The 22,991-nt window shown below is 64.2% G+C and carries 25 protein-coding genes; 11 read left to right on the top strand and 14 right to left on the bottom strand.

All coding sequences use genetic code 11. The features are described 5' to 3' along the window. Positions 1–186: 186 nt before the first annotated feature. From AC6H0N_RS10120 to AC6H0N_RS10100, 5 genes are all read left to right on the top strand, one after another. A complete protein-coding gene (locus tag AC6H0N_RS10120) occupies positions 187–555 on the top strand; it encodes a diacylglycerol kinase (protein ID WP_497573991.1) in 369 nt (122 codons plus the stop codon). A 67-nt stretch (positions 556–622) separates the two neighbouring features. Continuing rightward, complete coding sequence (locus AC6H0N_RS10115) at positions 623–1,807, top strand: glycosyltransferase family 4 protein (RefSeq protein ID WP_497573969.1); 1,185 nt, start codon at positions 623–625, stop codon at positions 1,805–1,807. Then, positions 1,804–2,631: a UDP-2,3-diacylglucosamine diphosphatase gene (locus tag AC6H0N_RS10110; protein WP_497573968.1), complete on the top strand. Its 828-nt coding sequence runs from the start codon at positions 1,804–1,806 to the stop codon at positions 2,629–2,631. The genes AC6H0N_RS10115 and AC6H0N_RS10110 overlap by 4 nt, the downstream gene beginning before the upstream one ends. Before the next feature lie 69 nt (positions 2,632–2,700). Continuing rightward, a complete protein-coding gene (locus tag AC6H0N_RS10105; RefSeq protein WP_497573967.1) occupies positions 2,701–3,864 on the top strand; it encodes a UbiH/UbiF family hydroxylase in 1,164 nt (387 codons plus the stop codon). Between the two features lie 13 nt (positions 3,865–3,877). Then, complete coding sequence (locus tag AC6H0N_RS10100) at positions 3,878–4,591, top strand: DsbC family protein (RefSeq protein WP_497573966.1); 714 nt, start codon at positions 3,878–3,880, stop codon at positions 4,589–4,591. A gap of 28 nt (positions 4,592–4,619) precedes the next feature. Here AC6H0N_RS10100 and mltA read toward each other — a convergent pair whose 3' ends face one another. Beyond that, positions 4,620–5,816, bottom strand: coding sequence for a murein transglycosylase A (gene mltA, locus AC6H0N_RS10095; RefSeq protein ID WP_497573965.1), 1,197 nt, complete (start codon positions 5,814–5,816; stop codon positions 4,620–4,622). A 181-nt stretch (positions 5,817–5,997) separates the two neighbouring features. On the opposite strand from mltA, the gene AC6H0N_RS10090 reads away from it, so the two are divergent. Beyond that, a complete protein-coding gene (locus AC6H0N_RS10090; RefSeq protein WP_497573964.1) occupies positions 5,998–6,864 on the top strand; it encodes an ATP-binding protein in 867 nt (288 codons plus the stop codon). Between the two features lie 2 nt (positions 6,865–6,866). Continuing rightward, positions 6,867–7,805 carry a Nudix family hydrolase gene (locus AC6H0N_RS10085; protein ID WP_497573963.1) on the top strand — a complete coding sequence of 313 codons (939 nt, stop codon included), beginning with the start codon at positions 6,867–6,869 and terminating at the stop codon, positions 7,803–7,805. A 106-nt stretch (positions 7,806–7,911) separates the two neighbouring features. Here AC6H0N_RS10085 and AC6H0N_RS10080 read toward each other — a convergent pair whose 3' ends face one another. The 11 genes from AC6H0N_RS10080 to AC6H0N_RS10030 all read right to left on the bottom strand — a co-directional run bounded on the left by AC6H0N_RS10080 (position 7,912) and on the right by AC6H0N_RS10030 (position 18,050). Beyond that, positions 7,912–8,109, bottom strand: coding sequence for a DNA gyrase inhibitor YacG (locus tag AC6H0N_RS10080; protein ID WP_497573962.1), 198 nt, complete (start codon positions 8,107–8,109; stop codon positions 7,912–7,914). 1 nt (position 8,110) lies between these two features. Continuing rightward, entirely contained in the window at positions 8,111–8,866 is a 756-nt protein-coding gene (zapD, locus tag AC6H0N_RS10075) for a cell division protein ZapD (protein WP_497573961.1), read from the bottom strand. Positions 8,867–8,954: 88 nt separating this feature from the next. Further along, the gene (gene coaE / locus AC6H0N_RS10070) at positions 8,955–9,566 is read right to left on the bottom strand and encodes a dephospho-CoA kinase (RefSeq protein WP_497573990.1); all 612 of its coding nucleotides are present in this window, start codon (positions 9,564–9,566) and stop codon (positions 8,955–8,957) included. 2 nt (positions 9,567–9,568) lie between these two features. Beyond that, positions 9,569–10,282, bottom strand: a complete 714-nt coding sequence (locus AC6H0N_RS10065) for an SPOR domain-containing protein (RefSeq protein WP_497573960.1) — start codon at positions 10,280–10,282, stop codon at positions 9,569–9,571. 40 nt (positions 10,283–10,322) lie between these two features. After that, positions 10,323–11,057, bottom strand: a complete 735-nt coding sequence (locus AC6H0N_RS10060; RefSeq protein WP_497573959.1) for a type III pantothenate kinase — start codon at positions 11,055–11,057, stop codon at positions 10,323–10,325. Further along, positions 11,054–11,836 (bottom strand): biotin--[acetyl-CoA-carboxylase] ligase, encoded by a 783-nt coding sequence (locus AC6H0N_RS10055; protein ID WP_497573958.1) that lies wholly within the window; start codon positions 11,834–11,836, stop codon positions 11,054–11,056. Before AC6H0N_RS10055 ends, AC6H0N_RS10060 begins: the two co-directional genes overlap by 4 nt. Before the next feature lie 85 nt (positions 11,837–11,921). After that, positions 11,922–13,349: a nitrogen regulation protein NR(I) gene (gene ntrC, locus AC6H0N_RS10050; RefSeq protein WP_497573957.1), complete on the bottom strand. Its 1,428-nt coding sequence runs from the start codon at positions 13,347–13,349 to the stop codon at positions 11,922–11,924. Positions 13,350–13,385: 36 nt separating this feature from the next. Next, on the bottom strand, positions 13,386–14,456 hold the full coding sequence (glnL, locus tag AC6H0N_RS10045) for a nitrogen regulation protein NR(II) (protein ID WP_497573956.1): 1,071 nt from the start codon (positions 14,454–14,456) through the stop codon (positions 13,386–13,388). Between the two features lie 57 nt (positions 14,457–14,513). Then, positions 14,514–15,011: a DUF4124 domain-containing protein gene (locus tag AC6H0N_RS10040; protein ID WP_497573955.1), complete on the bottom strand. Its 498-nt coding sequence runs from the start codon at positions 15,009–15,011 to the stop codon at positions 14,514–14,516. 181 nt (positions 15,012–15,192) lie between these two features. Next, on the bottom strand, positions 15,193–16,602 hold the full coding sequence (gene glnA, locus AC6H0N_RS10035) for a type I glutamate--ammonia ligase (protein ID WP_497573954.1): 1,410 nt from the start codon (positions 16,600–16,602) through the stop codon (positions 15,193–15,195). Positions 16,603–16,871: 269 nt separating this feature from the next. Next, positions 16,872–18,050, bottom strand: coding sequence for a cation diffusion facilitator family transporter (locus tag AC6H0N_RS10030; protein ID WP_497573953.1), 1,179 nt, complete (start codon positions 18,048–18,050; stop codon positions 16,872–16,874). Between the two features lie 53 nt (positions 18,051–18,103). On the opposite strand from AC6H0N_RS10030, the gene AC6H0N_RS10025 reads away from it, so the two are divergent. Genes AC6H0N_RS10025 through clsB form a run of 4 tightly spaced genes read left to right on the top strand, consistent with a single transcriptional unit; the run spans position 18,104 to position 21,613 of the window. Next, complete coding sequence (locus AC6H0N_RS10025) at positions 18,104–18,556, top strand: rhodanese-like domain-containing protein (RefSeq protein ID WP_497573952.1); 453 nt, start codon at positions 18,104–18,106, stop codon at positions 18,554–18,556. Between the two features lie 18 nt (positions 18,557–18,574). Continuing rightward, positions 18,575–19,675 carry a quinolinate synthase NadA gene (gene nadA / locus AC6H0N_RS10020; protein ID WP_497573951.1) on the top strand — a complete coding sequence of 367 codons (1,101 nt, stop codon included), beginning with the start codon at positions 18,575–18,577 and terminating at the stop codon, positions 19,673–19,675. Between the two features lie 43 nt (positions 19,676–19,718). Continuing rightward, on the top strand, positions 19,719–20,459 hold the full coding sequence (locus AC6H0N_RS10015; protein WP_497573950.1) for an endonuclease/exonuclease/phosphatase family protein: 741 nt from the start codon (positions 19,719–19,721) through the stop codon (positions 20,457–20,459). After that, positions 20,456–21,613: a cardiolipin synthase ClsB gene (clsB, locus tag AC6H0N_RS10010; RefSeq protein WP_497573949.1), complete on the top strand. Its 1,158-nt coding sequence runs from the start codon at positions 20,456–20,458 to the stop codon at positions 21,611–21,613. The genes AC6H0N_RS10015 and clsB overlap by 4 nt, the downstream gene beginning before the upstream one ends. A 7-nt stretch (positions 21,614–21,620) precedes the next feature. On the opposite strand, the gene AC6H0N_RS10005 is transcribed toward clsB, so the two are convergent. Continuing rightward, entirely contained in the window at positions 21,621–22,040 is a 420-nt protein-coding gene (locus AC6H0N_RS10005) for a CoA-binding protein (protein ID WP_497573948.1), read from the bottom strand. Between the two features lie 27 nt (positions 22,041–22,067). Next, positions 22,068–22,985 carry a tRNA glutamyl-Q(34) synthetase GluQRS gene (gene gluQRS, locus AC6H0N_RS10000; protein ID WP_497573947.1) on the bottom strand — a complete coding sequence of 306 codons (918 nt, stop codon included), beginning with the start codon at positions 22,983–22,985 and terminating at the stop codon, positions 22,068–22,070. Positions 22,986–22,991: the final 6 nt, after the last annotated feature.

Raw genomic sequence — 22,991 nt, 5'->3', positions numbered from 1 at the left:
TGAAACAGGCCCGCGCCGATGATAGTGCAGATACCTGTGTGAAAGTAGGTCATCGTCAGACTAACCCCATATGCAAAAAGCCCGCTCAAATCGAGCGGGCTTTTTTGCGTCTACCGCACGGATGACGCGTGTTCGTCATGGTTTGCTGGCATGATCCGGCGTGATGTCTGGCGAGGAATCGGCATGATGGAAAGTCCGCACAAGGGGAAATCCGGCTTTCGACGCATCTGGAATGCCTTTCATTATTCGATGGCGGGTATTACGGCTGCGTATCGCCACGAGGACGCATTCCGTCAGGAGGTGTTGCTAGCACTGGTGCTTGTGCCGCTCGGTTTTTGGCTCGGAGAGGGTGGGGTCGAGAAGGCGCTGTTGGTTGGCAGCGTGCTTTTGGTGTTGTTGGTCGAACTGATCAACTCGGCCATAGAGGCCACAGTGGATCGCATTTCTCTCGATGATCACCTCCTGGCCAAGCGCGCGAAGGACATCGGTAGCGCAGCGGTGTTGCTCGCGCTGATCATGCTCGCCACTGTATGGGGCCTGATTCTGTTCTGTTGATGGTTTTATTGCGTTTTGCATTCGGCCGTCACAATTCTGTATTCATCGCAGCCTATGCTGCGATGCCATGAATTCTGATTCTCTTGATGCAGAGGAACTCTGGAGCAATCCCGGTCTGCGCATAGCGCTGGTTACCGAGACCTATCCTCCGGAGGTTAATGGTGTCGCAATGACACTGCGTTGCATGGTCGAGGGTCTGATTGCCCGTGGCCACCGAGTGCAACTGATCCGACCCCGGCAAACAGCGCTGGACAAACCTCTCTCTGACGGCGATTACGATGAGGTGCTCGCGCGCGGCTGGAAGTTGCCCCGGTACGATGGCCTGCACTTTGGGCTGCCTGCACGTACTCGCCTGAGCAAGCTGTGGCAGCGGCAGCGCCCGGATTTGGTCCACGTTGCGACTGAAGGCCCTCTGGGTTGGAGTGCTGTATCCGCCGCCAGAAAGTTGCGTATTCCCGTGACCTCGGATTTCCACACCAATTTCGACCACTACAGCCGGCATTACGGTGTGGGGTGGCTGCGCAAGCCGGTTTCTGCGTATCTGCGAGGCTTTCACAATCGCACCGCACGCACCTTTGTACCTACTTCGGCGATGGCGAGCACGCTGCTCGACCAAGGGTATCGGGGTGTCGACGTCGTCGCCCGCGGCGTGGATACGGCTCTCTATGATCCTTCTCGGCGCGATGAGGCGTTGCGGGCCTCGTGGAAGGTAGCCGAAGGCGAGCTTGTGGTTCTGTATGTGGGGCGCCTCGCGGCCGAAAAGAATCTCCCGCTCGCAATGCAGGCCTTCCGGGCCATTCAGGTCGAACGACCGGAGGCCCGTTTCGTCCTGGTCGGTGACGGACCCATGCGCGCGCGGCTGGCTGACGAGAATCCGGATTGCGTTTTCGCCGGGATGCGGACGGGCGTCGATCTGGCCCACCACTACGCATCGGCCGACCTGTTCTTGTTCCCGAGTGTGACCGAGACCTTCGGGAACGTGACCCTCGAAGCAATGGCCAGTGGCCTGTGCGTTGTGGCTTACGACTACGCCGCGGCCAGAGATGTGATTCGTTCAGGAGAGAACGGGATGCTCGCCACTTTTGACGACGCCAGCGGCTTCATTACAGCAGCTCGGGCGGCCGCCGCCGCACCGGAACAACGGGCTGAGATGGGGCTGCAAGCCCGCATTACGGCGATGGGGATCGATTGGGGAGCGATCAACGATCGCTTTGCGGCGTCGTTGCTGGAAGTCTGGAAGGAGGCGCAATGACACATGTTCGCGCGATCTTCATCTCGGATGTGCACCTCGGGACCCGGGCATGTCAGGCGGATCGGCTGCTTGCGTTTCTGCGCGAGTACGAAGCGGATCATCTGTATCTGCTGGGCGACATCGTGGATTTCTGGGCGATGAATCGCAGCATCCAGTGGGCGCCATCGCACAACACGGTCGTTCAGAAAGTGCTGCGCCGGGCGCGCCACGGTGCTCAGGTGATTTTCATCCCCGGCAACCACGACGAGGCTTTGCGCGAGTATGCCGGTGTGTCCTTCGGCGACATCCGCGTCGAGAGTGACTGGATTCACGTGGCGGCGGACGGCCGCAAGTACTGGCTGATTCACGGTGACGAATACGATCAAGTGACGCGCCACCATCGATGGGTGGCGGTGCTCGGGGATGTCGCCTACAACGCGCTGGTCCGCATCAACCTGTTCATCTCGCGCTTGCGTCGCCTGTTTCGAAGGCCTGGATACTGGTCGCTCGCCGGCTATGCGAAGCAAAAGGTCAAGAAGGCCGCGAGCTTCATCTTTGATTTCGAGGACGCAATCGTCCATGCGGCACGCCAGCGCGGCATGGATGGCGTGATCTGCGGCCATATCCACTGGCCTGCCGATCGCGATGTAGGCGGCGTGCGCTACCTCAATTGCGGGGACTGGGTCGATACCTGCAGTGCAGTGGTGGAGTACCTGGATGGCCGTATCGAGGTCGTGCGCTGGGGCGACATGGCGCTTGCCGATGAGGCACTCGCCGCCGCGGCTGCATCTGCAAAGGCGGCTGACGATGTGGGCATGCCGGCCAAGCAGCCGTCTTCGGTCTGAGGCAGGGCTTTCAGTGACTTCAGCGCAGTGCTCGGGCAGAATGGGCCGGTTTCCCGCTGGTGTCCGAACATGGATTTTGATGTCCTGATTGTTGGTGGTGGGCTTGCAGGAGCGAGTCTGGCAGTAGCCTTGCGCGGCAGCCGTCACCGCGTGGCGTTGATTGAGGCTCGCCCGCCGATGCGTCCGCAGGGCTGGGATCAGCGCATCTATGCCGTCAGTCCTGCCAGCCGGGTGTTTCTCGACGGCATCGGTATCTGGAGTCATCTTGATACGGCACGCATGGTGCCCGTGGACGGCATGGCCATCCACGGTGACGCCGGCGGACGTCTCGATTTTGCTGCGTATGACGCTGGGGTTGGCGAACTGGCCTGGATCGTCGAGTCGTCCCACATGCACCTTGAGCTGTGGGAAACGCTGCGGCGTCAGCACAACGTTGAATTGCTGTGTCCGGCCACACCGTCGGAGCTTGAGATCAGCGATTCCGATGCAAGCCTGCGTCTCGATGACGGCCGGCGTCTTCGCGCAAAGCTGATCGTTGGCGCAGACGGCGCCGATTCCTGGGTGCGCGAGCAGGCCGGCCTCTCGGCCTCGATTTCGCCGTATGGCGAGTTGGGCGTGGTGGCCAACTTCAGTTGCGAGAAGCCGCATCGCAACATCGCGCGGCAATGGTTTCGGGACGACGGCGTGCTGGCGTGGCTGCCGCTGCCGGACAACCGCGTCTCGATCGTATGGTCCGCGCCAGAGGCCCACGCGCAAAGCCTGATGGCGCTCGCGCCCGAAGCATTTGAGCAGCGGGTTGCCGAGGCCGGAGGTCGGGCACTGGGGGCGATGCAGGCAGACGGGCCGGCAGCTGCGTTTCCCTTGCGCTTGCTGCGCGTCGCTGAGACCGTGCGCCCTCGCCTGGCCTTGATCGGCGACGCTGCGCACGCCATCCATCCCCTGTCCGGTCACGGCATCAACCTCGGCTTCAGTGATGCCGCAGCGTTGGCGGAACGGCTGAACGGGCTGCCCGCCTGGCGCGACCCTGGCGAGCTCGCGGTGCTGCGCGCCTACGCTCGCGCCCGTGCCGAGGAGCCCGCGCTGCTGCAAGGGCTGACACACGCCCTGAACCGTCTGTTTGTTACCGATAACCCCCTTGTGCGCACAGTACGCAACCGGGGTATGAACCTTACGGCGCGGCTGCCGGTCTTAACCAACGCTCTTGTCCGCTACGCGACCAACGGCAAATTCTGAAACGGAGAACTGCATGTCGATCAACACGCTGCGCACGGTGATGTGCGCAACAGCATTGCTGTGCGCAAGCATGGCGCACGCCAATGAAGAGACGGTGAAGAAGGCGATGAACAAGTTCATCGGCGACTCCGCCGTAGAGTCGGTACGCAAGACGCCGTATGCCGGCATGTACGAGGTGCTGCTCAAGAGCGGCGATCTGTTGTACACCGACGAGAAGGTGGGATTCATCATCGACGGTCGCGTCATCGACACGGCCCGGCGCGTCGACGTAACCGAAGAGCGCCGCAATCAACTTTCCGCGATCGACTTTTCCATCCTCCCGCTCAAGAACGCAATCAAGCAAGTGCGTGGCGACGGCTCTCGCGTGCTTGCCACCTTTGAAGACCCGAACTGCGGCTATTGCAAGCGCTTGGGGGCCGAACTGGCGTTGATGGACAACGTCACCGTCTACACCTTCCTGTATCCGTTGCTGGGGGCAGATTCAGTCGCCAAGTCACACAACATCTGGTGTGCGAGCGACCGGGCCAAGGCCTGGAATGAATGGATTCTGGACAACAAGACGCCGCCCTCGGCGAAGTGCGATACGTCTGCAGTAGAGGCCAATGTGGCGCTCGGCCGCAAGCTGCGCATCCAGGGAACGCCGACCTTGTTCTTTGCGGATGGTCGTCGTGTCGGGGGTTACCTGCCCGGTCCGCAGATTGAGGCTATTTTCGCCGAAGTGAAGTGACACACATGGCCGGCATTGCCGGCCATGTTCATTGGCCGGCTTGCATTCCCTTCGGAAGGAGCACCCACATGCGCCCCTGCTGGCGCATGCGTCCGGCCTGCTCGCCCGCTTCCGGCCCCGTACCCCAGTAGAAGTCTGCCCGCACCACTCCGCGAATGGCGCTGCCGGTGTCCTGCGCCATCATGATCCGGCGCAACGGACGATCCGACAACGGGTGCGTGGTATCGAGGAACACCGGTGCTCCCAACGGAATGAAGCGCGGGTCTGAGGCAATGCTGCGTCCGGCCGTAAGAGGTACCCCGAGGGCGCCGATCGGGCCGTCGTTCGTTGGCGGCAACTCGCGGAAAAAGACGTAACTCGGGTTGGCATTGAGCAATTCGTCGAGTCGCTGCGGGTTGTTAATCGCCCATTGCTTGATGCCCTGCATCGACGCCCGGTCCAGTTCCAGCTCTCCGCGCTCCACCAGCCAGCGCCCGATCGAGGAATAGGGGTGCCCGTTCTGGTCGGCATAGCCGACACGCACCCGCGTACCGTCGTCGAGCTGCATCTGCCCCGAGCCTTGTACCTGCAGGAAGAAGAGATCCAGCGCATCCGAGGCCCAGAACAGCACTTTGGCCGGGAATGCGTCGCCCATCGCCGCGATCTCGCCGCGCGTCCAGTACGGCACCAGGCGGTTGCCGACCAGCCGGCCGCGCAAACGCATGTGACGCAAATCGGAGTGCTGGCCGGCCAGATCGACCGAGATCATGTCAGCGGGCGGGGCATGCACCGGCCAGCGGCTCTTGGCAGAGGGTGTGCGGCTACCCGCGATAACCGGTTCGTAGTAGCCGGTGACCATGCCCTCACGGGTGTTGTCGGGATTCACCGCGAGCCAGGGCGTGAAATGTTTCTCGAAGAAGTTGCGCGCCCGGCGGTTGGAGGGCGACGAGCCGAGCGTCGCAGCTGCAGCGCAGACGTCGCCCCAGCCCGCCCGCTTGGACAGGACTGAGCAGCTGCGCAGCAACGCCGGCCAGGCTTCTGCGTGTCGGTCCGACGACCAGTCCGGCAGCTGCGACCAGCTTCCCTCCTGCAGTGGCTGGGCGGGGGGCGGCTCGGGCTGATCGACGGGGGCGCACACCGGGCAAACGGGGCAGACCGGCGGCGCCGGACACTGATTGGCGATGGCCGGCGCGGTTGCGACCAGCAGGGCGGACGACAGCAGCGCGCGCAGGAGCAAGGGATTCATGTGGGCTTCGGGTAAACTTGGAAAATTGCGCAACGACAGTATACGGGCCGTCTGATGCCCGAGGGAGCGAAGATGTGGGTGATTCTGCTGGAAGCCGCGATTGCGGTGATTCTCCTTCTGCTCATCGTCTGGTTCACGCTGCCGAAACGGCGCAAGGACAAGCAACAGGATGACAACGTCGATGAATGAACTTGCACGCTTCCTTACTCGTGCCGAACAGCTTCTGGAGCGCGTCGAGCGCATGTTGCCGACCGGCGCACAGGAGCCCGACTGGAAATCTGCCATTGCCTTCCGTTGGCGTCGACGTGAAGGGCGTACGTGGCTGCAGCCGGTGACGCGGCCGCACCCGATTCGCTTGAAGGATCTGCGCGACATTGACGATCAGAAGGAGCGCATCGAGCTCAACACCCGCCAGTTCGTCGAGGGCCGCTACGCCAACAACGTGTTGCTGACCGGCGCACGCGGCACCGGCAAGTCTTCGCTGGTGAAGGCCGTTCTCAACGCCTACGCCAAGAAAGGCCTGCGCCTCATCGAGATCGACAAGGATGACCTGATCGATTTGCCCGACCTCATCGAGATGGTGCAGGAGCGTCCAGAGCGTTTCATCGTGTTCTGCGACGACATGTCTTTCGAGGATGCCGAGCCTGGCTACAAGGCGCTCAAGAGCGTGCTCGACGGCTCGGTTGCGGCGCTGCCCGACAACGTGCTGATCTACGCCACCTCAAACCGCCGGCACCTGATGCCGGAGTATCACGACGAAAACCTGCAGACGCGGCACGTTGGCGGTGAAATTCATCCGGGCGAGGCGACCGAGGAGAAGGTGTCCTTGTCCGAGCGCTTCGGCATGTGGATTTCGTTCTACCCGTTCTCGCAGGATGAGTATCTGCAGATCGTCTCCTACTGGCTCAAAGCCTACGGGCTCGACGCCAAAGCCGTTGAAGCCGCGCGTGCCGAGGCTTTGCAGTGGGCGTTGCAGCGCGGCTCGCGTTCCGGCCGCGTGGCGAGCCAGTTTGCTCGTGACTACGCCGGTCGCGCCGGGCTGGTGTGAGAGTGGGCAAACGTGTGGAAGTGGCCGCGGGCGTGATCGTCCGTGGAGACGGCGCCTTTCTTCTCGGGCGCCGTGCGCCGGGCACGTTCTACCCCGGCTACTGGGAATTCCCCGGCGGAAAAGTCGAGCAGGGCGAGGATGCCGCTGCGGCACTGATCCGCGAGCTCGATGAAGAGTTGGGCATTCGTGTGCACGCGGTTGAGCCGTGGATCGTGCGTCGGCATGACTACGAGCATGCCTGCGTAACCCTGCGTTTTTTCCGTGTTACCCAGTGGGAAGGCGAGATCAACGATCACGTGCACGATGCGCTGTCATGGCAATTTGCCGAAACAAGCGACGTGGGCCCGATGCTTCCGGCCAATGGCCCTGTGATGAAGGCGCTGCGCCTTCCTGCATTCATGGGCATCACCCACGCACTCGAGATCGGCGTCGACGAACAGTTGCAGCGGGTGGAGGCGGCGCTGGTCGGTGGCCTGCGGCTGATCCAGATTCGCGAGGCAGACATGCCGCGCGATGCATTGCTGCACTTCACTCGCGAGACCCTCGCCCGGGCGCGCGAACACGGTGCAATCGTGCTCGTGAATGGCGCGCCGAGCGTGGCGCTGGCAGCCGGGGCGGATGGCGTACATCTGAAAAGCACGGATCTGGCGCACACCGATGTCCGGCCGGATTTCGAGTGGGTCGGGGCGTCCTGCCATGATCGTTCAGAGCTTGAGCGTGCGGCACACCTCGGGCTGGACTACGCGCTGCTCGGGCCGGTCCGGCCGACGTTGACGCATCCTGGCGTCAATGGGATCGGCTGGAAGCGCTTTGCTGAGCTGGCCGGGGACCTGCCGATGCCGGTGCTTGGGCTGGGAGGCCTCTCGGGCGATCATCTAGGGGAGGCGCGTGCTCACGGCGCGCACGGCGTGGCGAGCATCCGCTCGGCTTGGTGCGCCTAGGGCTTGTTCCCAACGCCTCGTCGCTGAAACGTGGCGACGCAGTACATCCGGGGGCTTTCAGGTAGTTGCTTGGCAGCTGCTGCGGGCCGCTTGGAGACCACAGGCCCTAGTTGTCGCGAGGAGGTTCCTGGTCGTCGTCGGGCGGCGCATCCGCCGCCACCCGGTACTCTTCAGAGGCCCAGGCGCCCAGGTCGAGCTGACGGCAGCGTTGCGAACAGAACGGGCGGTACTTGCTGGCCGCCTCCCATTTCACCGGCGTGCCGCATTGTGGGCACTTCACCGTCAGTTGCTTTTGTTCGGGCATGTCAGATGCTGCAGAAAGTCAGTCCGAACTGAACGTCGCGCTCGGTCGGACGCGGGCGCGCGAGGGTTTCCGGACACAGGAAGCGGATGTTCAGAGCGAACTTGTTGGCGGAAATTTCGGGGACGACCTGGCCGCCACCTTCAATGCTCACGCGCACCAGTTGTGCCGTGCGGCCGGTCATCGCCAGCTGATGGCCACCGTTGCGCGCCACCAGTGATTCGGTGTGCCCGCTGGCACGCAGCAGGCGCAGCACGATGGTGAGGCCGTCACGAATCGGCAGCATGGGGGTCGCCCAGGTGACGAGGTCGTGGCGTCGCGTTACGGCGTCGCGGCTGAGCCAGTAGTGATACGAGGGCAGGTCGAACTGACATACCCCGCCCGGGATCGCCGCACGGCTGCGAATGGCCATCAGCCACTCGTTCTCGCGCAGGTACTGGCCAACCTTGCCGGCCATTGCCTGGAGCGAGGATGAGGCCTGTTCGATCTCGTACAGCGCGCCGTTGAGCGCCTGCTCGGAAATCTCGGGGTTGTTGCGAAAGGCCATCAGGATCTGGCGCTGGCGCTCCAGTTCCTGCATCAGATCGACCTTGAGTTCGGTGCGTCCGGCGACTTCCAGCACATCGAACAGCGTGAGCAGGGCCACATGATGTTCATGCGGGCCGTCACTGCTGCTGAAGTAGCCGAGCCGGGCGTACAGGTCTTCCAGACGCAGCAGTGTGCGAATGCGTTCGCTCAGTGGGTATTCGTAACTGATCACTGCTTCGCGCCCGGTCCTTTGATGGCCTGTTACCTGTATTTCAGCCAACGATGATAGCACAGCGAAATCGACCGTCAGGCCCGCAGCGTCAAGCGTTTGCTGCTGCGAGATAGCGGTCGTGCAGCGCGTCGATCTGGCGGTGCAGGGCGGCGAGATCGCCACTGTTGTCGACGATGTCGTCAGCGGCGGCGAGGCGGGTTTTACGCGGCGCCTGGGTAGCCATGATGGCGCGCACCTGGTCGGCAGCGAGGCCGCTGCGGGCGACCACGCGGCGCACCTGTTCGTCTTCCGGGCAGTCGATTACGCAGACCCGATCGCAGCGCTGCTGCCAGTGCCCGGACTCGATCAGCAGCGGCACCGCCAGCACGACGTAGGGCGCCACTGCCGCGCCGCAGCGCAGCGCGCTTTCGGTGCGAATCAGCGGATGAAGGATGGCTTCCAGCTGTTTGCGTGCGTCTGGGTCGGCGAACACGAGGGCGCGCATTGCAGCGCGATCAAGCGCGCCGGCGCGATCAATCAAGGTGTCGCCGAACAGTTCGCGAATGCTGGTGATGGCTCCGCCGCCGCTACCGGTCAATTCGTGCGCGATCGCATCGGTATCCACCACGGCGGCACCGAGAGCCGCGAAGCGCTCGGCCGCAGCGCTTTTGCCGCTGCCAATACCTCCGGTGAGACCGACGATGAACGGACGATCCGTCACGGTCACGGTGAGCAGGTCCCGCTTGCATCGGGCCCCACGACGGCGCTCAGACTGGCTGCAAGCGCATCGAGCGCAGGCACTGGGCCGCGCAGCTCGATGCGGTACTGACCGATCGTACCGGGAACGATTTCAGCACTATTGACGCCCTGTGCACGCAGGGCTTCAAGGCGCTGTTCTGCAGCGCCTTCGGTAGAGAACAATCCGAGTGAGACCGACCAGCGATTGGGGCCTTCTCCGCGGATCAGATACATGTCCGACACGCCGCGCTGCTGCAAGGTGGCGACGCGCTGCTCGCCAGCCTCGGCGCTGGCTGCGGGCGGGATGCGCACGCGCCAGTTGGCCGGCTCCTCAAGGGTTTGCTGCGAGAGGGTGACGGTGTCACGGTGGGTCTCCGCCAGCCTAGTCACTTCGGCCAGTGCGGTGCGCCCACGCACGCGGTAGGCGGTGCAGGAGTCGAGCGATGGCTCAGGGCTTGGCTGCGGAGCCTGCTCCGTGGGCGCATCCGCCGCGGGCGGGATGTTCTTGCGGCTGCTCGCGGCTCGCGCGGTTTCCGTGGGCGGGCGGGCACCCGGTTCGATGGCGTCCGGGCGAATCTGGTTGGTCAGCCGTTCGGGTTCGCCGCGCAGGTCGGAATGGCCGAGCCAACCCATGCGACCGCCGGCAAAGGCGACGAGGTTGAGCAGCAGCAATACGATCAGCAGGGTCCGTAGTGACATGCGCGCACTTTAACGCATGACGCCTGATTTGCGCGCCGGCTCAGCCACGCGCGGCGTCGGAATCGGCGGCAACCACGGCGAGTCCACGCAGCACGAGGTTGTCGATGCGGCGTACCGGCACCGACAGCAGCGGTTCGAGGCGCAGAGCGTTACCGCCGGCCAGCAGGCACAGCGCATTCGCTTGCGTTGCGATGCGCGCGAACATGCGCTCGATGGCGCCGGTCTGTGCATACAGGCAGCCGGTGACGATGGCGTCCACGGTGTTGCGTGGAGGGTCCTGAGGATCGCCATCGGCGAGCGGGAGTTGTGCGGTGTCGCGCGCCAGAGAGCGACGCATCAGCTCCTCGCCAGGGAGGATCAGGCCGCCGTGAAAGCGCCCGTCGGCGTCGAGCAGGTCCACCGTGGTTGCAGTGCCGGCACACACCACGATGGCCGGGCCGGCGTGCAGGGCGTGGGCGCCGATCAGGGCCGCCCAGCGATCCGGACCGAGCTGGCCGGGCTGGTCGTACAGGTTGGTCACGCCGCACAAGTCGGGCGAGGCGTGCAGCCAGCGCAGCGGAATGTCATGCGCTGCGACGCATTCCTGCAGGGTGCCGGCACAGGCATCCCCGGCAACATTGACGCCGAGCGCCTCGCGCAGCGCCGGAAAGCGCGTCAGGGTCGTGCTCAGCCCAGACGTTTCAGAGTGCGCAAACGCGTCTTCGGCCAGCCACTGTTCGCCGTCGACGACCGCCCATTTCACCCGCGTGTTGCCGGCGTCCAGCAGCAGTCTCATGACTGGGGCCTCAGAGAAACCTCGCCCGACAGGATGCGCCGGGTGTGGGATGCGTCGCGCAGCAGCAAAGCGCCGTCTTCGGCCACACCGTCGCAGATGCCGTTCGTGTCGCCGGCCTCGCTGCAGATGCGCACCGCCTGTCCGGCAAAAGCGTCGCGCGACTGCCACGCGGCATGTACCGCCGCAAAGCCGCCTTTGCTGAAATCGATCAAGCGCGCGCGCAACTGCTTCAGCACCATCGCCAGTACTTCCTCGTCTGCAGGGGCCAGGTCGACATGCTCACGCAGGGCGGTTGCGCCGGTCGGCAGTGCGATCGGCGTCGTGCGCAGGTTGAGGCCGATGCCGATGATTGCGCGCTTTGCGCGTTGCTGTCCGGACACCAGTTCGACAAGGATTCCGGCCAGTTTTTCACCGCCGCACAGTACGTCATTGGGCCATTTGAGAGCGACGCCGCGGGCGCCGAGCATTTCCATGGCTTCTGCCAGTGCGAGGCCGACGACCAGTGACAGGCCGCTCGGCGGCGGGGCGTCTGCGGGGAGCTGCCAGGCGCAGGAAAACGTCAGCCCTTGACCCTCCGGCGACAGCCAGGCGCGGCCTCGGCGGCCACGCCCCGCGCTTTGGCGGCGTGCGAGCACGACCTGAAGAGCGTCGTCGGCCGGCGCACGGGCGCTCATCAGATCATTGGTCGAAGCGCATTCATCGACGCATTCGAGCGAGAAATGGGTCGCCGCGTCGCCGAGCAGTTCGGCAACGCGGTGCATGGAAAGCAAGTGGGGCACGCCGGCGGACTCAGATTGAAAGGCGCCATTATCGGCCAAGCCCGGCAAGCGGACCAAGCGCGACGCAGCGCCGTTCCGCAAGCGCTCAGTCGCCGTGCTCTGCCTCGAGGGATGCGTGCCGGACGTCTTCGATGTCCAGATCCTGGATTTTGCGTGTAATGGTGTTGCGCCCGATGCCGAGCAACTGCGCGGCCTCGATCTTGCGCCCGCCGGTAGCGACCAGCGCACGGCGGATGAGCGTGCGCTCGAAGGTGTGCGACAGCTTCTCGAACACTTCTCCGGGCGCGTTGGCCAGCATGCGATCGACGTCCCGCGCGAGGCTCTCGGTCCAATCGGCTGAGGGGGCAGCGTTGGGCTGGTCGCGCAGTTCCGGCGGCAGATCGGCCAGGTCGACGACCTGACCCGGCGCCATGACGGTGAGCCAGTGGCACACGTTCTCGAGTTGGCGCACGTTGCCGGGAAAGGAGAAACCCTGCAGGTGGCGCAGCGCTGCTTCGGAGATGCGCTTGGCGTCGACGCCGAGATCTTGGGCGCTCTTCTGCAGGAAGTGGCGCACCAGAATGGGGATGTCTTCCTTGCGCTCGCGCAGCGGCGGCAGGCGCAGACGGATGACGTTCAGGCGATGGAAGAGGTCTTCGCGGAACAGGCCCTGACGTACGCGCTCTTCGAGGTCCTGGTGGGTCGCGGCGATTACGCGCACGTTGGCGCGGATTGGTTGCTGGCCGCCGACGCGATAGAAGTGGCCGTCCGACAGCACGCGCAGCAGGCGCGTCTGCAGTTCGGCCGGCATGTCACCGATTTCGTCGAGAAACAGCGTACCGCCTTCGGCCTGTTCGAAACGCCCACGGCGCTGGGCAGCGGCACCGGTAAAGGCGCCGCGCTCATGGCCGAAGAGCTCGGATTCGAGCAGGTCGCGCGGGATGGCGGCGGTGTTGATGGCGATGAATGGCGCGTCGCGGCGCGGGCTGTGGCGGTGCAGGGCGCGAGCGACAAGCTCCTTGCCGGCGCCTGATTCGCCATTGATCAGCACGGTTGCGTGCGATTGAGCCAGGCGTCCGATAGCCCGGAATACCTCCTGCATCGACGGCGCCTGCCCCAGAATTTCGGGGGCAACCGGGGTTTCAGCTTCCGCACCGGTCTGGTGCGTGCTCTGTTCGAGTGCCCGCTGCACCAGCGCAAGCGCCTGATCAACGTCGAAGGGCTTGGGTAGGTACTCGAAGGCGCCGCCCTGGAAGGCCGACACCGCACTGTCCAGATCGGAGTAGGCGGTCATGATGATGACCGGCACGCTCGGGTGCTCGGCTTTCATCCGCTGCAACAACTCAAGCCCCGAGCGCCCCGGCATGCGGATGTCGGAAATCAGCACGCTGGGCGGATTCGGAGCGTCCTCCAGTGCGGCGATGGCATCGTTCGCAGAGGTGAAGCTCTCATGGGCGATATCCTCTCTCGACAAGGCCTTTTCGAGCACCCAGCGGATGGAGCGGTCATCATCGACGATCCAGACGGTATTCATGATCAATGCACTATTCTGGTGCGCCCGGGGCAAGCCCTATGCGCGGTTGGAAATCGGCAGCAGGAGGGTGAAACACGTACGGCCGGGTTGGCTCTGTACGTCGATCATCCCCTGATGTTGCTCCACAAAGCTCTGTGCGATGGACAGGCCCAGACCGCTGCCGCCTTCGCGTCCGGACACCAGCGGATAGAAGATCTTGTCGCAGATCTCGTCCGGGATTCCGGGGCCGTTGTCGATCACTTGCAATTCCAGTGCCAGTTTGAAGCGGCGCTTGGCCAGCGTGACCTGACGAGCCACGCGGGTGCGCAACAGAATCTCGCCGTCGCCGTCCATGGCCTGTGCTGCGTTGCGGGTGATGTTGAGGATGGCCTGGATGAGTTGTTCGCGGTCTGCGGTCAGCTCCGGCAGGCTGAGGTCGTAATCGCGCTTGACGGTAACCTGCGGAAACTCGGCCAAAATCAGGCGACGCACGCGTTCGAGTACGTCGTGAATGTTGATCTGCGCGGGGCGCATGATGCTGTGGGCTGAGAGCAGACGGTTCATCAGATCCTGCAGGCGGTCGGCCTCGGCAATGATGACCTCGGTGTACTCGCGCAGCACCGGGTCGGTCAGCTCGCGTTCGAGCAGTTGCGCTGAGCCGCGGATGCCGCCGAGCGGATTCTTGATCTCGTGAGCGAGGTTGCGGATCAGTTCGCGGTTGGCCTGCTGCTGCTGCAGCAACTGCTCCTCGCGCGCCACCCGCAGTTGGGCGTCGATCGGGCGAAACTCCAGCAGCAGCGCCACGCCGTCGGCTTCGGCCGGCGTAACGGTGCAGTCCAGCCGCAACGCTTCGCCATCCGGCCGTGGCACCTTGATGTCCTGCCCGGTATAGCTCCAGTTCAACTGCAGGGCATTGTCGAGTGCCGCGTCGAGCGTCGGTGATTTGCCCAGCAGCTTGTGCAGCGGCATGCCGACCAGCTTGCGATGACTGATTGCGAAGAGATTCTCTGCACCGGCATTGAGATATCGGATGATCCGCTGGTGGTCGGTCAATACGACCGCAGAGGAAAGCAGATCCAGGCCCGCAAAGGGGCGGTCGAGGCTGTGGTGTGAAGCAGTGTTCGGCATGTTCCCTCGCCTGATGTTTTGCTCAGTCAAAGCAAAATCCAGGCCACGCGCCGAAGCTCACCGCAGACGGGAAAGCTCCCGCTTCAGGGACTCGATGTTGCGTTCGTGGAGTTCGACCTGATTGGAGTAGCGCTGAAGACGCTCGTTGCGCTTGGCGCCGTTGATGCCTCCGCCCGCGTTGCGCTCTTCTGGCGGAAAGGTGTTCTCTTGAACCTTGAGTTCCTGGCGTGCGGCCGCGAGCGCGGCTTCCTCGCTTTGCAATTCGGCCTGGAGGATTTCGCGGCGGCCGCTGTCGCGGGCCTTCTGGTCTTCCTGTGAGACGCGCGGAAAGCTGCCCTGTCTGGTGCTCGGGCTGGGCGGTGCCGATTCCGCGGAGCCTGAGCGCGCCGGCACGGATGACACGGGCTGATCGCCGCTCATGGCCTTGCAGTCGCGCGCGAGCGTGCGGTCGTTGGTGTAGGTCGTGCGCCCGCGATCGTCCACGCATTTGAAGACGGTGGCCTGGGCTGAACTCGAAATCAGCAGGCTGAGCAGTAGCAGTGCCGTTCTGGTCATCGGGTTTCCGTGTGATCGCCGCAAGTGTCGAGGCCGGCGTGCCAGCCGAACGGTTCATCCGTTGGTGGCTGTGCGCGGCGGTTGCGGTCGAGTGCGTCAGTACATGCATGACGATTAGAACCCATAAAAAAGGGACGGGCAATGCCCGTCCCTTTTACTTACCGCCTGATCGGTAAAACGATCACAGGCTGTAGTACATGTCGAACTCGACCGGGTGGGTCGTGACGCGCAGGCGGTTGACTTCTTCGGACTTGAGCTCGATGTAGGCGTCGAGGAAGTCGTTGGAGAACACGCCGCCGCGGGTCAGGAACTCGCGGTCCTTGTCCAGCTCGGCCAGCGCCTGATCCAGGCTGAAGCACACGGTCGGGATCTGTGCGTCTTCTTCCGGCGGCAGGTCGTAGAGGTTCTTGTCGGCCGGATCGCCCGGGTGGATCTTGTTCTGGATGCCGTCCAGGCCGGCCATCATCAGCGCGGCGAAGCACAGGTACGGGTTGGCAGCCGGATCCGGGAAGCGCGACTCGATACGACGACCCTTCGGGTTGGCAACGTACGGAATGCGGATCGAAGCCGAGCGGTTGCGAGCCGAGTAGGCCAGCTTGATCGGTGCTTCGTAGTGCGGCACGAGACGCTTGTACGAGTTGGTCGACGGGTTGGTGATCGCGTTCAGCGCCTTGGCGTGCTTGATGATGCCGCCGATGTAGAACAGCGCGGTCTCGCTCAGGCCTGCGTAGCCGTTGCCGGCGAACAGGTTCTGACCGTCTTTCCAGATCGACTGGTGCACGTGCATGCCCGAACCGTTGTCACCAACGATCGGCTTCGGCATGAAGGTGGCCGTCTTGCCGTACTGGTGGGCAACGTTGTGCACGATGTACTTGAGCGCCTGCGTCCAGTCAGCACGCTGGGTCAGCGTGCTGAACCTGGTGCCGATTTCGCACTGGCCGGCGTTGGCGACTTCGTGGTGGTGCACTTCGACCGGGATGCCGACCGACTCGAGCGCCAGGCACATGGCGGCGCGGATGTCGTTGAGCGAATCAACCGGCGGAACCGGGAAGTAGCCGCCCTTGACCTTCGGACGGTGACCGGTGTTGCCGCCTTCGAACTTGTCGGCGGTGGACCAGGCAGCCTCTTCCGAGATGATCTTGCTGGTCACGCCCGACATGTCGATCGACCACTCGACCGAGTCGAAGATGAAGAATTCGGGTTCCGGACCGAAATAGGCGGTATCGCCGATGCCGGTGCTCTTCAGGTAGGCCTCGGCGCGCTTGGCGATCGAGCGCGGGTCACGATCGTAGCCCTTGCCGTCGGACGGCTCGATGACGTCGCAGGTCAGCACCAGCGTGGTTTCGTCGTAGAACGGGTCGATGTAGGCCGAGGTGGCGTCCGGCATCAGGATCATGTCCGAAGCCTGGATGCCTTTCCAGCCGGCGATCGACGAACCGTCGAACGGATGGCCGTGTTCGAAATGGTCTTCTTCGAACGCGGACACCGGCAGGCCGACGTGTTGTTCCTTGCCGCGGGTGTCGGTGAAACGGAGGTCAACGAAGCGGACTTCGTTTTCCTGAATCAGCTTCATGACTTCTTGAGAATTCATATCCACTCCTGGTGAAAAGATGCGAATCGGTGGGCGCGTTGTAACATCCCCGGCTCGTATAAAGCAGTTTGTGTGCCAGATTCCGGGCCTAGCGCAGCGTCATGCCAGCTCCGGCGCCGAAGCTTCCGGCGAATCGGGAAAGCGTAATCTGCTGTGGCAGATACGCCAAAGGGGCGCGTGGCTCGCCGTGAAGTGTATCCGCACGCCCTGACATGGCTTTGAACTTGTGATGCACCACATTGATGCATTGCGACGGATAGTTTGCATCATCATGGTGCGCGCTGCACGAAAAAGGTGATTGCGCGGTACTCGGGGTGCGCTTCCAGCCAGTGGTCGATGCGGCATTTCAGTGCATCGGCGTCGGCCTCGTGCAATTGCCCGGCGCCGAGCAGTACTTCGACTTCGATGCGCCCGCCAAGATAATGCAGCAACAGCCGCTTCGGCGCAGCCTGTTTGTCTCCGAGCAGGTCGCGCACTGTGCTCATGACCTGTGCACGATCAGGCAGGGCACCTGCGTTGGCGTTCTGCATCAGGTGATCGTCCTCGGGGTCGATATGCACCAGTACGTCGCGCACCTCCGGATGAGCCTCGCGGATGGCGCCATGCACGCGATCCGAGATGCGATGCCCTTCGGAGACGGAAATGTGCGGATCGACCAGGATGTGCGTGTCGCACAGCACGCGGTCGGCCATGCGTCGGGTGCGCATGTCGTGGCTGCCCACCACGCCCGGCGTGGCGCGCACCGTATCGCGAATGCGCGCGACGTCGGTGGCCGGCAGCCCGGTATCGACCAGTTCCCGCATGGCGAGCCACCCCAGCCGTATGCCCACGCGCAGAATCAGGAAGCCCACCACTGCGGCCGCCAGCGGTTCGAGAAACGGATAGCCGGCCAGGCTGCCGCCGATCCCGACTGCCACCACCAGTGACGAGGCCGCGTCAGAGCGGGCGTGCCAGGCGTTGGCTTCGAGAACGGGCGCTTGCAGACGGCGGCTCGCAGCCAGCGTAAAGCGGAACAAGCCTTCCTTGGCGAAGAGCGTGGCAATGGCCATGTACAGCGCGGCCATGTGAACCGTGGGGGCTTCGTCCATGTGCTGCAGACGATTGCCGGAGGCGATCAGAAAGCCGGCCCCCACCCCGCACAGCACCAGGCCGAGCAACAGGCTGGCGGCCGTCTCGATGCGGCCGTGTCCGTAGGGGTGGTCGGCGTCAGCCGGCTCGGCCCCTTGCCTGCCGGCGAGCAGAACGAGCAGGTCGGTAAACAGGTCCGAAAGCGTATGTGCGGCGTCGGCGACGAGGCTGAAGGCATTTGCCAGAATGCCGATCACGATCTGCCCGACAGCAAGTGTCGCGTTGGTGCCGATGGCGACCAGCGTAGTGCGCTGGATGCCGCGTGAACGCTGGCTTCCAGGCAGGTTGGCGCGGCGTGCTGAGGTGGCGCTACGGGCCATGCTGGGCTCTTCGGCGTATAATTGCGGGTTTCGATTCTAGTCTGATCACGGTCATGGGCAAATTGAACGAAATCCTCGGTCTGGCGCACGAACGCGCTGAACGTCTGGGCTTGCCGTATGCCGGTGCACTGACGCCGGCGGAAGCTTGGGAGGTGCTGCAGAACGCACCGGGTGCCAAGCTCGTCGATGTACGCACGCGAGCCGAGTGGGACTGGGTAGGGCGTGTGCCCGACGCGGTCGAGATCGAATGGCTCAGCTACCCCGGCGGCACTCCGAATCCGTCCTTCGCGCAGCAATTGCAGCGCGAGGTGGATTCCGAGGCGCTGGTCATGTTCCTGTGCCGTTCGGGCGGGCGCTCCGACAAGGCAGCGCGGCTGGCTACCGAGTCCGGTTACGCCGAAGCCTACAACATCCTCGAGGGCTTCGAAGGGGATCGCGACGCCAACGGCCAACGCAACCGGGTGGGTGGCTGGCGCTACGCAGGTTTGCCCTGGACCCAAGGCTGATCACGCATCAAGGACATCATGACCCAAGCCATCATCCGTTTCGATCGTTTCAACCAGCTGCAGGACGATGAGGCGCAGGAGCGCATCCTCGCCGCGCGCGCCCGTCTGGGCAGCCGCGCCGTGCTGCTTTGCCATCACTATCAGCGCGCTGACGTATATCGCCATGCCGATCTCACCGGCGATTCGCTGCGCCTGGCCAAGCTCGCCTCGCAGACCGAAGCCGAGTACATCGTGTTCTGCGGCGTTCATTTCATGGCCGAAGTCGCGGACATTCTGTCGAAGCCGCAGCAGATGGCCATCCTGCCCGACCTCGCGGCCGGCTGCTCAATGGCCGACATGGCCAGTCTGGCCAAGGTCGAGCGTTGCTGGCGCGAGCTGGCCGAAGTGCTCGGCACGCCCGACGAGCTGATCACGCCGGTCACCTATATCAACTCCGCGGCCGACCTGAAGGCGTTCTGCGGCGAGCATGGCGGCATCGTGTGCACCTCCACCAACGCGCCGAAGATCCTCGACTGGGCCTTTGCGCAGCGCGAGAAGGTGCTGTTCTTCCCCGACCAGCACCTCGGGCGCTGGACCGGCCACAACCAGGGCATCGCCGCCGACGAAATGGTCGTGTGGGACCCCGATCTTGAATATGGCGGCCTCACGCCCGAGCAGATCCGCAAGGCGAAGATCCTGCTGTGGAAGGGGCACTGCTCGGTGCACCAGATGTTCCAGGAGAGCCACATCCGCCGCTGGCGCATGCAGCATCCCGACGGTTTCGTGATCTCGCACCCGGAGAGCAGCCTCGAAGTCTGTCTTGCCTCCGATCACGTCGGCTCCACCGAATACATCATCAACACCATCAAGGCTGCGCCAGCCAACACCAAATGGCTGGTCGGCACCGAACTGAATCTGGTCAGCCGCCTTGCCGAAGAGATGCGCCCGGAAGGCAAGAGCGTGCAGTTCATGGCGCCCACGGTATGCATGTGCTCGACCATGCAGCGCATCGACCCGCAGCATCTGGCCTGGGCGCTGGAGAACCTTGCGGACGGAAACGTCGTCAACCGTATCAGCGTGCCCGAGCACGAAGCGGAACTTGCCCGCCTTGCCCTCGATCGCATGCTGGAGGTGTCCTGAACGGCCCGTTCACCGGCACCTCGCTGGCTGCCGGGATGCATAAATGAAGCTCAAGGTCTGCACCTACAACATCCACAAGGGGTTCTCCCACTTCAACCGGCGCATGGTCATTCACGACTTGCGCGAGCGCCTGCGGACGCTCGATGCCGACGTGGTGTTCCTGCAGGAAGTGCAGGGCATGAACATGCGTCACGAAGCCGCGCACCTGAACTGGCCCGCTAACCCGCAACACGAGTTTCTCGCCGACGAGCACTGGCACCAGACGGCCTACGGCCAGAATGCGCTGTATGACCACGGCCATCACGGCAACGCCATCCTGAGCCGTTTCGACATCGTTTCGTCCTACAACCAGGACGTCTCCGACCATCGCTTCGAGCAGCGCGGCCTGTTGCATTGCGAGGTCGACCTGCCCGGCGGGCCGCAGACCGCGCATTGTTTCTGCGTCCACCTCGGGCTCACCGGTGGCAGCCGCCGGCGCCAGATGGAGGCGCTGGCAGAACGTATCGAGCGCATCGTGCCGCCTGACGCACGGCTGATCATTGCCGGCGATTTCAACGACTGGCTCAATCGCGCCGAACCTCTGCTGGCGCAGCGGCTGGGCCTGGTCGAAGTGTTTCGCGGGCGACCGGCGCGCAGCTTCCCCAGCCATCTGCCGGTGCTGCGGCTGGACCGCATCTATGTGCGGGGCTTCGACATCGAGTCCGCACAGGTCCATGCCGGTGCAACCTGGGGCAAGATCTCCGACCACTCGCCGCTCACCGCGACGCTGGAGTTCGCTACGTGAGCACGCTGGTCAGTGGCAACCGGGTGGTGCTGCTGGAGAACGGCGAGACCTACTTTCCGGACGTGCTGGCCGCCATCGCCGAAGCAACGCGCGAAGTGCACGTCGAAACCTATCTGTTCGAGAACGACGTCACCGGCCGGCGTTTCGCCGACGCCCTGCGTCGCGCGGCCCATCGCGGTGTGACGGTGCGGGTGATGGTCGACGGCTTCGGCGCCCGTCCTTTCGTCGAAGAGATCATGAGCGGGCTGGAGGCCGATGGCGTCCAGGTGCTGGTGTATCGACGCGAGATGCGCAGCCGGCGCTTTCGCCGTCACCGTCTGCGCCGCCTGCATCGCAAGATCATCGCTGTTGACGGGCAGATGGCCTGGGTTGGCGGCATCAACATCATTGACGACATCCAGGATGGCGGGCCGCCGCATCCGCGATTTGACTATGCCGTGCGCGTCGAAGGCCCGCTGGTCGCGTCCATCGTGCATGCCGTCCGGCATCTGTGGTGGCTGGTCTCATGGGCCCATCTGCGCGAACGCGGGGCGGCCCCGAAGCGCCCGACGCGCCGGCCCAAGACGGCCGGCAACATGCGCGCAGCCTTTGTCGTGCGTGACACGCTCGGGCATCGCAGCGATATCGAAGAAGCCTATCTCGACGCCATTCACGGTGCCGCCGACGACATCACCATCGCCTGTGCCTATTTTTTCCCCGGCCGCTCGTTCCGGCAGGCTCTGGTCGACGCGGCGGACCGAGGTGTACGCGTCACCCTGTTGCTGCAGGGGCTGGCCGATCATCCGACGCTGGCCTACGCCACGCGCGCGCTCTACCCGTACTTTCTCGAACACGGCATCCAGTTGTTCGAGTATCACCGCAGCTATCTTCACGCCAAGGTCGCGGTAGTGGACGGGCGCTGGGCGACGGTCGGGTCGAGCAACATCGATCCGTTCAGCCTGCTGCTGGCGCGTGAGGCCAATGTGGTGGTCGAAGACGCCGCATTTGCCGGCGAACTGCGCAGCAGCCTCGGGCGGGCGATGCAGTCAGGCGCGACCGAACTGCGCCCCGAGGATTGGCGCTGTCTGCCGCGGATGCAGCGCATGCTGTCGTGGCTGGCTTACCAGGTCGTGCGTCTGGCCGTCGGGCTGGCCGGCTTTCGCGGCCGGCACTGAGCGCGTCTCAGCGGCGCGACGATCCAAACAGCCGCGCGTGCTCGACCTTGATGCACAGGTCCATCACCACCTCCAGCCCGGCCGCTTCCGCGATGGCCTCGGCTTCCGCACTGACCAGCCCGAGCTGAATCCACAGGCTTTTTGCACCGATCGCCACGGCATCCTGCGCAATCGGCGGAATGTCGTCGGGGCGGCGGAAGACGTTGACCATATCCACCGGGCCGGGAATGTCGCGCAGGCTCGGGTAGCACTTCAAGCCGTCGATCTCGGTGCATTGCGGGTTCACCGGAATGATCGTGTAGCCACGTTCGCGCATGAACTGCGCAACGTAGTGGCTGGGCCGGTCGGGTTTGTCGGACATGCCGACAACGGCGATGGTGTGAGTGCGCTGGAGTAGTTCGCGCAGTGCCTGATCAGTGCTGAGCATGCTCGGAGCCTGTGATGTGAAAAAGGGTCATTTTGCCGCGAAAGCCGCCGGCATTGGGCCGCCTGAGGCACGCGCCACGCTGTCCATCTGCCAGTGCTCGATGCCCCAGCAATGCACTTCGGCGAGCGGCGCGCGCGCCAGTTCGGGCGGTGGGCGCTGGCCGAGAAAAGCCAGCGCGGCGTGCACGGCAGTGGCGGCAGGCTGGTCACTCACGGGGCGCGCCAATGTTTGCTTCGATAGCTTGTCGCCGGCGTGATCCAGCACCACCGGCACGTGTGCGTAGCGCGGTGTGGCAAACCCGAGCGCACGCTGCAGCGCGATCTGGCGTGAGGTCGAGGCCAGCAGATCGGCGCCGCGCACGATGTCGGTCACGCCGGCCGCGGCATCGTCCACCACCACCGCGAGCTGATAGGCAAACAGGCCGTCGGCCCGCAACACCACGAAATCGCCGACATCGCGTTCCAGGTCTTCATGTTGCGGCCCCTGGATGGCGTCGTCGAAATCCAGCGTGCCCTGCACATGCATCCGCCAGGCGCGTGCTTCGCGGCCATGCGGCAGGCCGGCGCGGCAGGTGCCGGGATAGACGCGCGAGCCGTCCGCAGCAAGTGAGGAGTCGGCGAGTTCCTTGCGGCTGCAGGCGCACGGGTAGAGCTTGTCGTCGGCGCGCAGCTGCTCGAACGCCGCTTGGTAAGCCTCGCCGCGGCGGCTTTGCCAGACGGGCTCTGCGTCCCACTCGAAGCCGAACTCTTGCAGCGTGCGCAGAATGTCTTCTGCAGCACCGGGTACGCAGCGCGGCGTATCGACATCATCAATGCGTACCAGCCAGCGCCCGTCGGCCGCGCGGGCGTCGAACCAGCTCGCCGCGGCGGCAACGAGCGAGCCGAAGTGCAGCGGCCCGCTTGGCGACGGCGCAAAACGCCCGATGTAAGACGCCTGCTGCGACACGGCTGG

Source organism: Pseudazoarcus sp. NS34 (assembly GCF_059703725.1).
The sequence above is the reverse complement of the archived record's forward strand: the minus strand, read 5'-3'. Positions and strand labels throughout refer to the sequence as shown.

Bases quoted from the DNA above. Each gene is read 5' to 3' on its own strand.
- AC6H0N_RS10120 (WP_497573991.1), top strand. From the start codon at position 187: ATGGAAAGTCCGCACAAGGGGAAATCCGGCTTTCGACGCATCTGGAAT.
- AC6H0N_RS10115 (WP_497573969.1), top strand. From the start codon at position 623: ATGAATTCTGATTCTCTTGATGCAGAGGAACTCTGGAGCAATCCCGGT.
- AC6H0N_RS10110 (WP_497573968.1), top strand. From the start codon at position 1,804: ATGACACATGTTCGCGCGATCTTCATCTCGGATGTGCACCTCGGGACC.
- AC6H0N_RS10105 (WP_497573967.1), top strand. From the start codon at position 2,701: ATGGATTTTGATGTCCTGATTGTTGGTGGTGGGCTTGCAGGAGCGAGT.
- AC6H0N_RS10100 (WP_497573966.1), top strand. From the start codon at position 3,878: ATGTCGATCAACACGCTGCGCACGGTGATGTGCGCAACAGCATTGCTG.
- mltA (WP_497573965.1), bottom strand. From the start codon at position 5,816: ATGAATCCCTTGCTCCTGCGCGCGCTGCTGTCGTCCGCCCTGCTGGTC.
- AC6H0N_RS10090 (WP_497573964.1), top strand. From the start codon at position 5,998: ATGAATGAACTTGCACGCTTCCTTACTCGTGCCGAACAGCTTCTGGAG.
- AC6H0N_RS10080 (WP_497573962.1), bottom strand. From the start codon at position 8,109: ATGCCCGAACAAAAGCAACTGACGGTGAAGTGCCCACAATGCGGCACG.
- AC6H0N_RS10065 (WP_497573960.1), bottom strand. From the start codon at position 10,282: ATGTCACTACGGACCCTGCTGATCGTATTGCTGCTGCTCAACCTCGTC.
- AC6H0N_RS10060 (WP_497573959.1), bottom strand. From the start codon at position 11,057: ATGAGACTGCTGCTGGACGCCGGCAACACGCGGGTGAAATGGGCGGTC.
- ntrC (WP_497573957.1), bottom strand. From the start codon at position 13,349: ATGAATACCGTCTGGATCGTCGATGATGACCGCTCCATCCGCTGGGTG.
- glnL (WP_497573956.1), bottom strand. From the start codon at position 14,456: ATGCCGAACACTGCTTCACACCACAGCCTCGACCGCCCCTTTGCGGGC.
- AC6H0N_RS10040 (WP_497573955.1), bottom strand. From the start codon at position 15,011: ATGACCAGAACGGCACTGCTACTGCTCAGCCTGCTGATTTCGAGTTCA.
- glnA (WP_497573954.1), bottom strand. From the start codon at position 16,602: ATGAATTCTCAAGAAGTCATGAAGCTGATTCAGGAAAACGAAGTCCGC.
- AC6H0N_RS10030 (WP_497573953.1), bottom strand. From the start codon at position 18,050: ATGGCCCGTAGCGCCACCTCAGCACGCCGCGCCAACCTGCCTGGAAGC.
- AC6H0N_RS10025 (WP_497573952.1), top strand. From the start codon at position 18,104: ATGGGCAAATTGAACGAAATCCTCGGTCTGGCGCACGAACGCGCTGAA.
- nadA (WP_497573951.1), top strand. From the start codon at position 18,575: ATGACCCAAGCCATCATCCGTTTCGATCGTTTCAACCAGCTGCAGGAC.
- AC6H0N_RS10015 (WP_497573950.1), top strand. From the start codon at position 19,719: ATGAAGCTCAAGGTCTGCACCTACAACATCCACAAGGGGTTCTCCCAC.
- AC6H0N_RS10005 (WP_497573948.1), bottom strand. From the start codon at position 22,040: ATGCTCAGCACTGATCAGGCACTGCGCGAACTACTCCAGCGCACTCAC.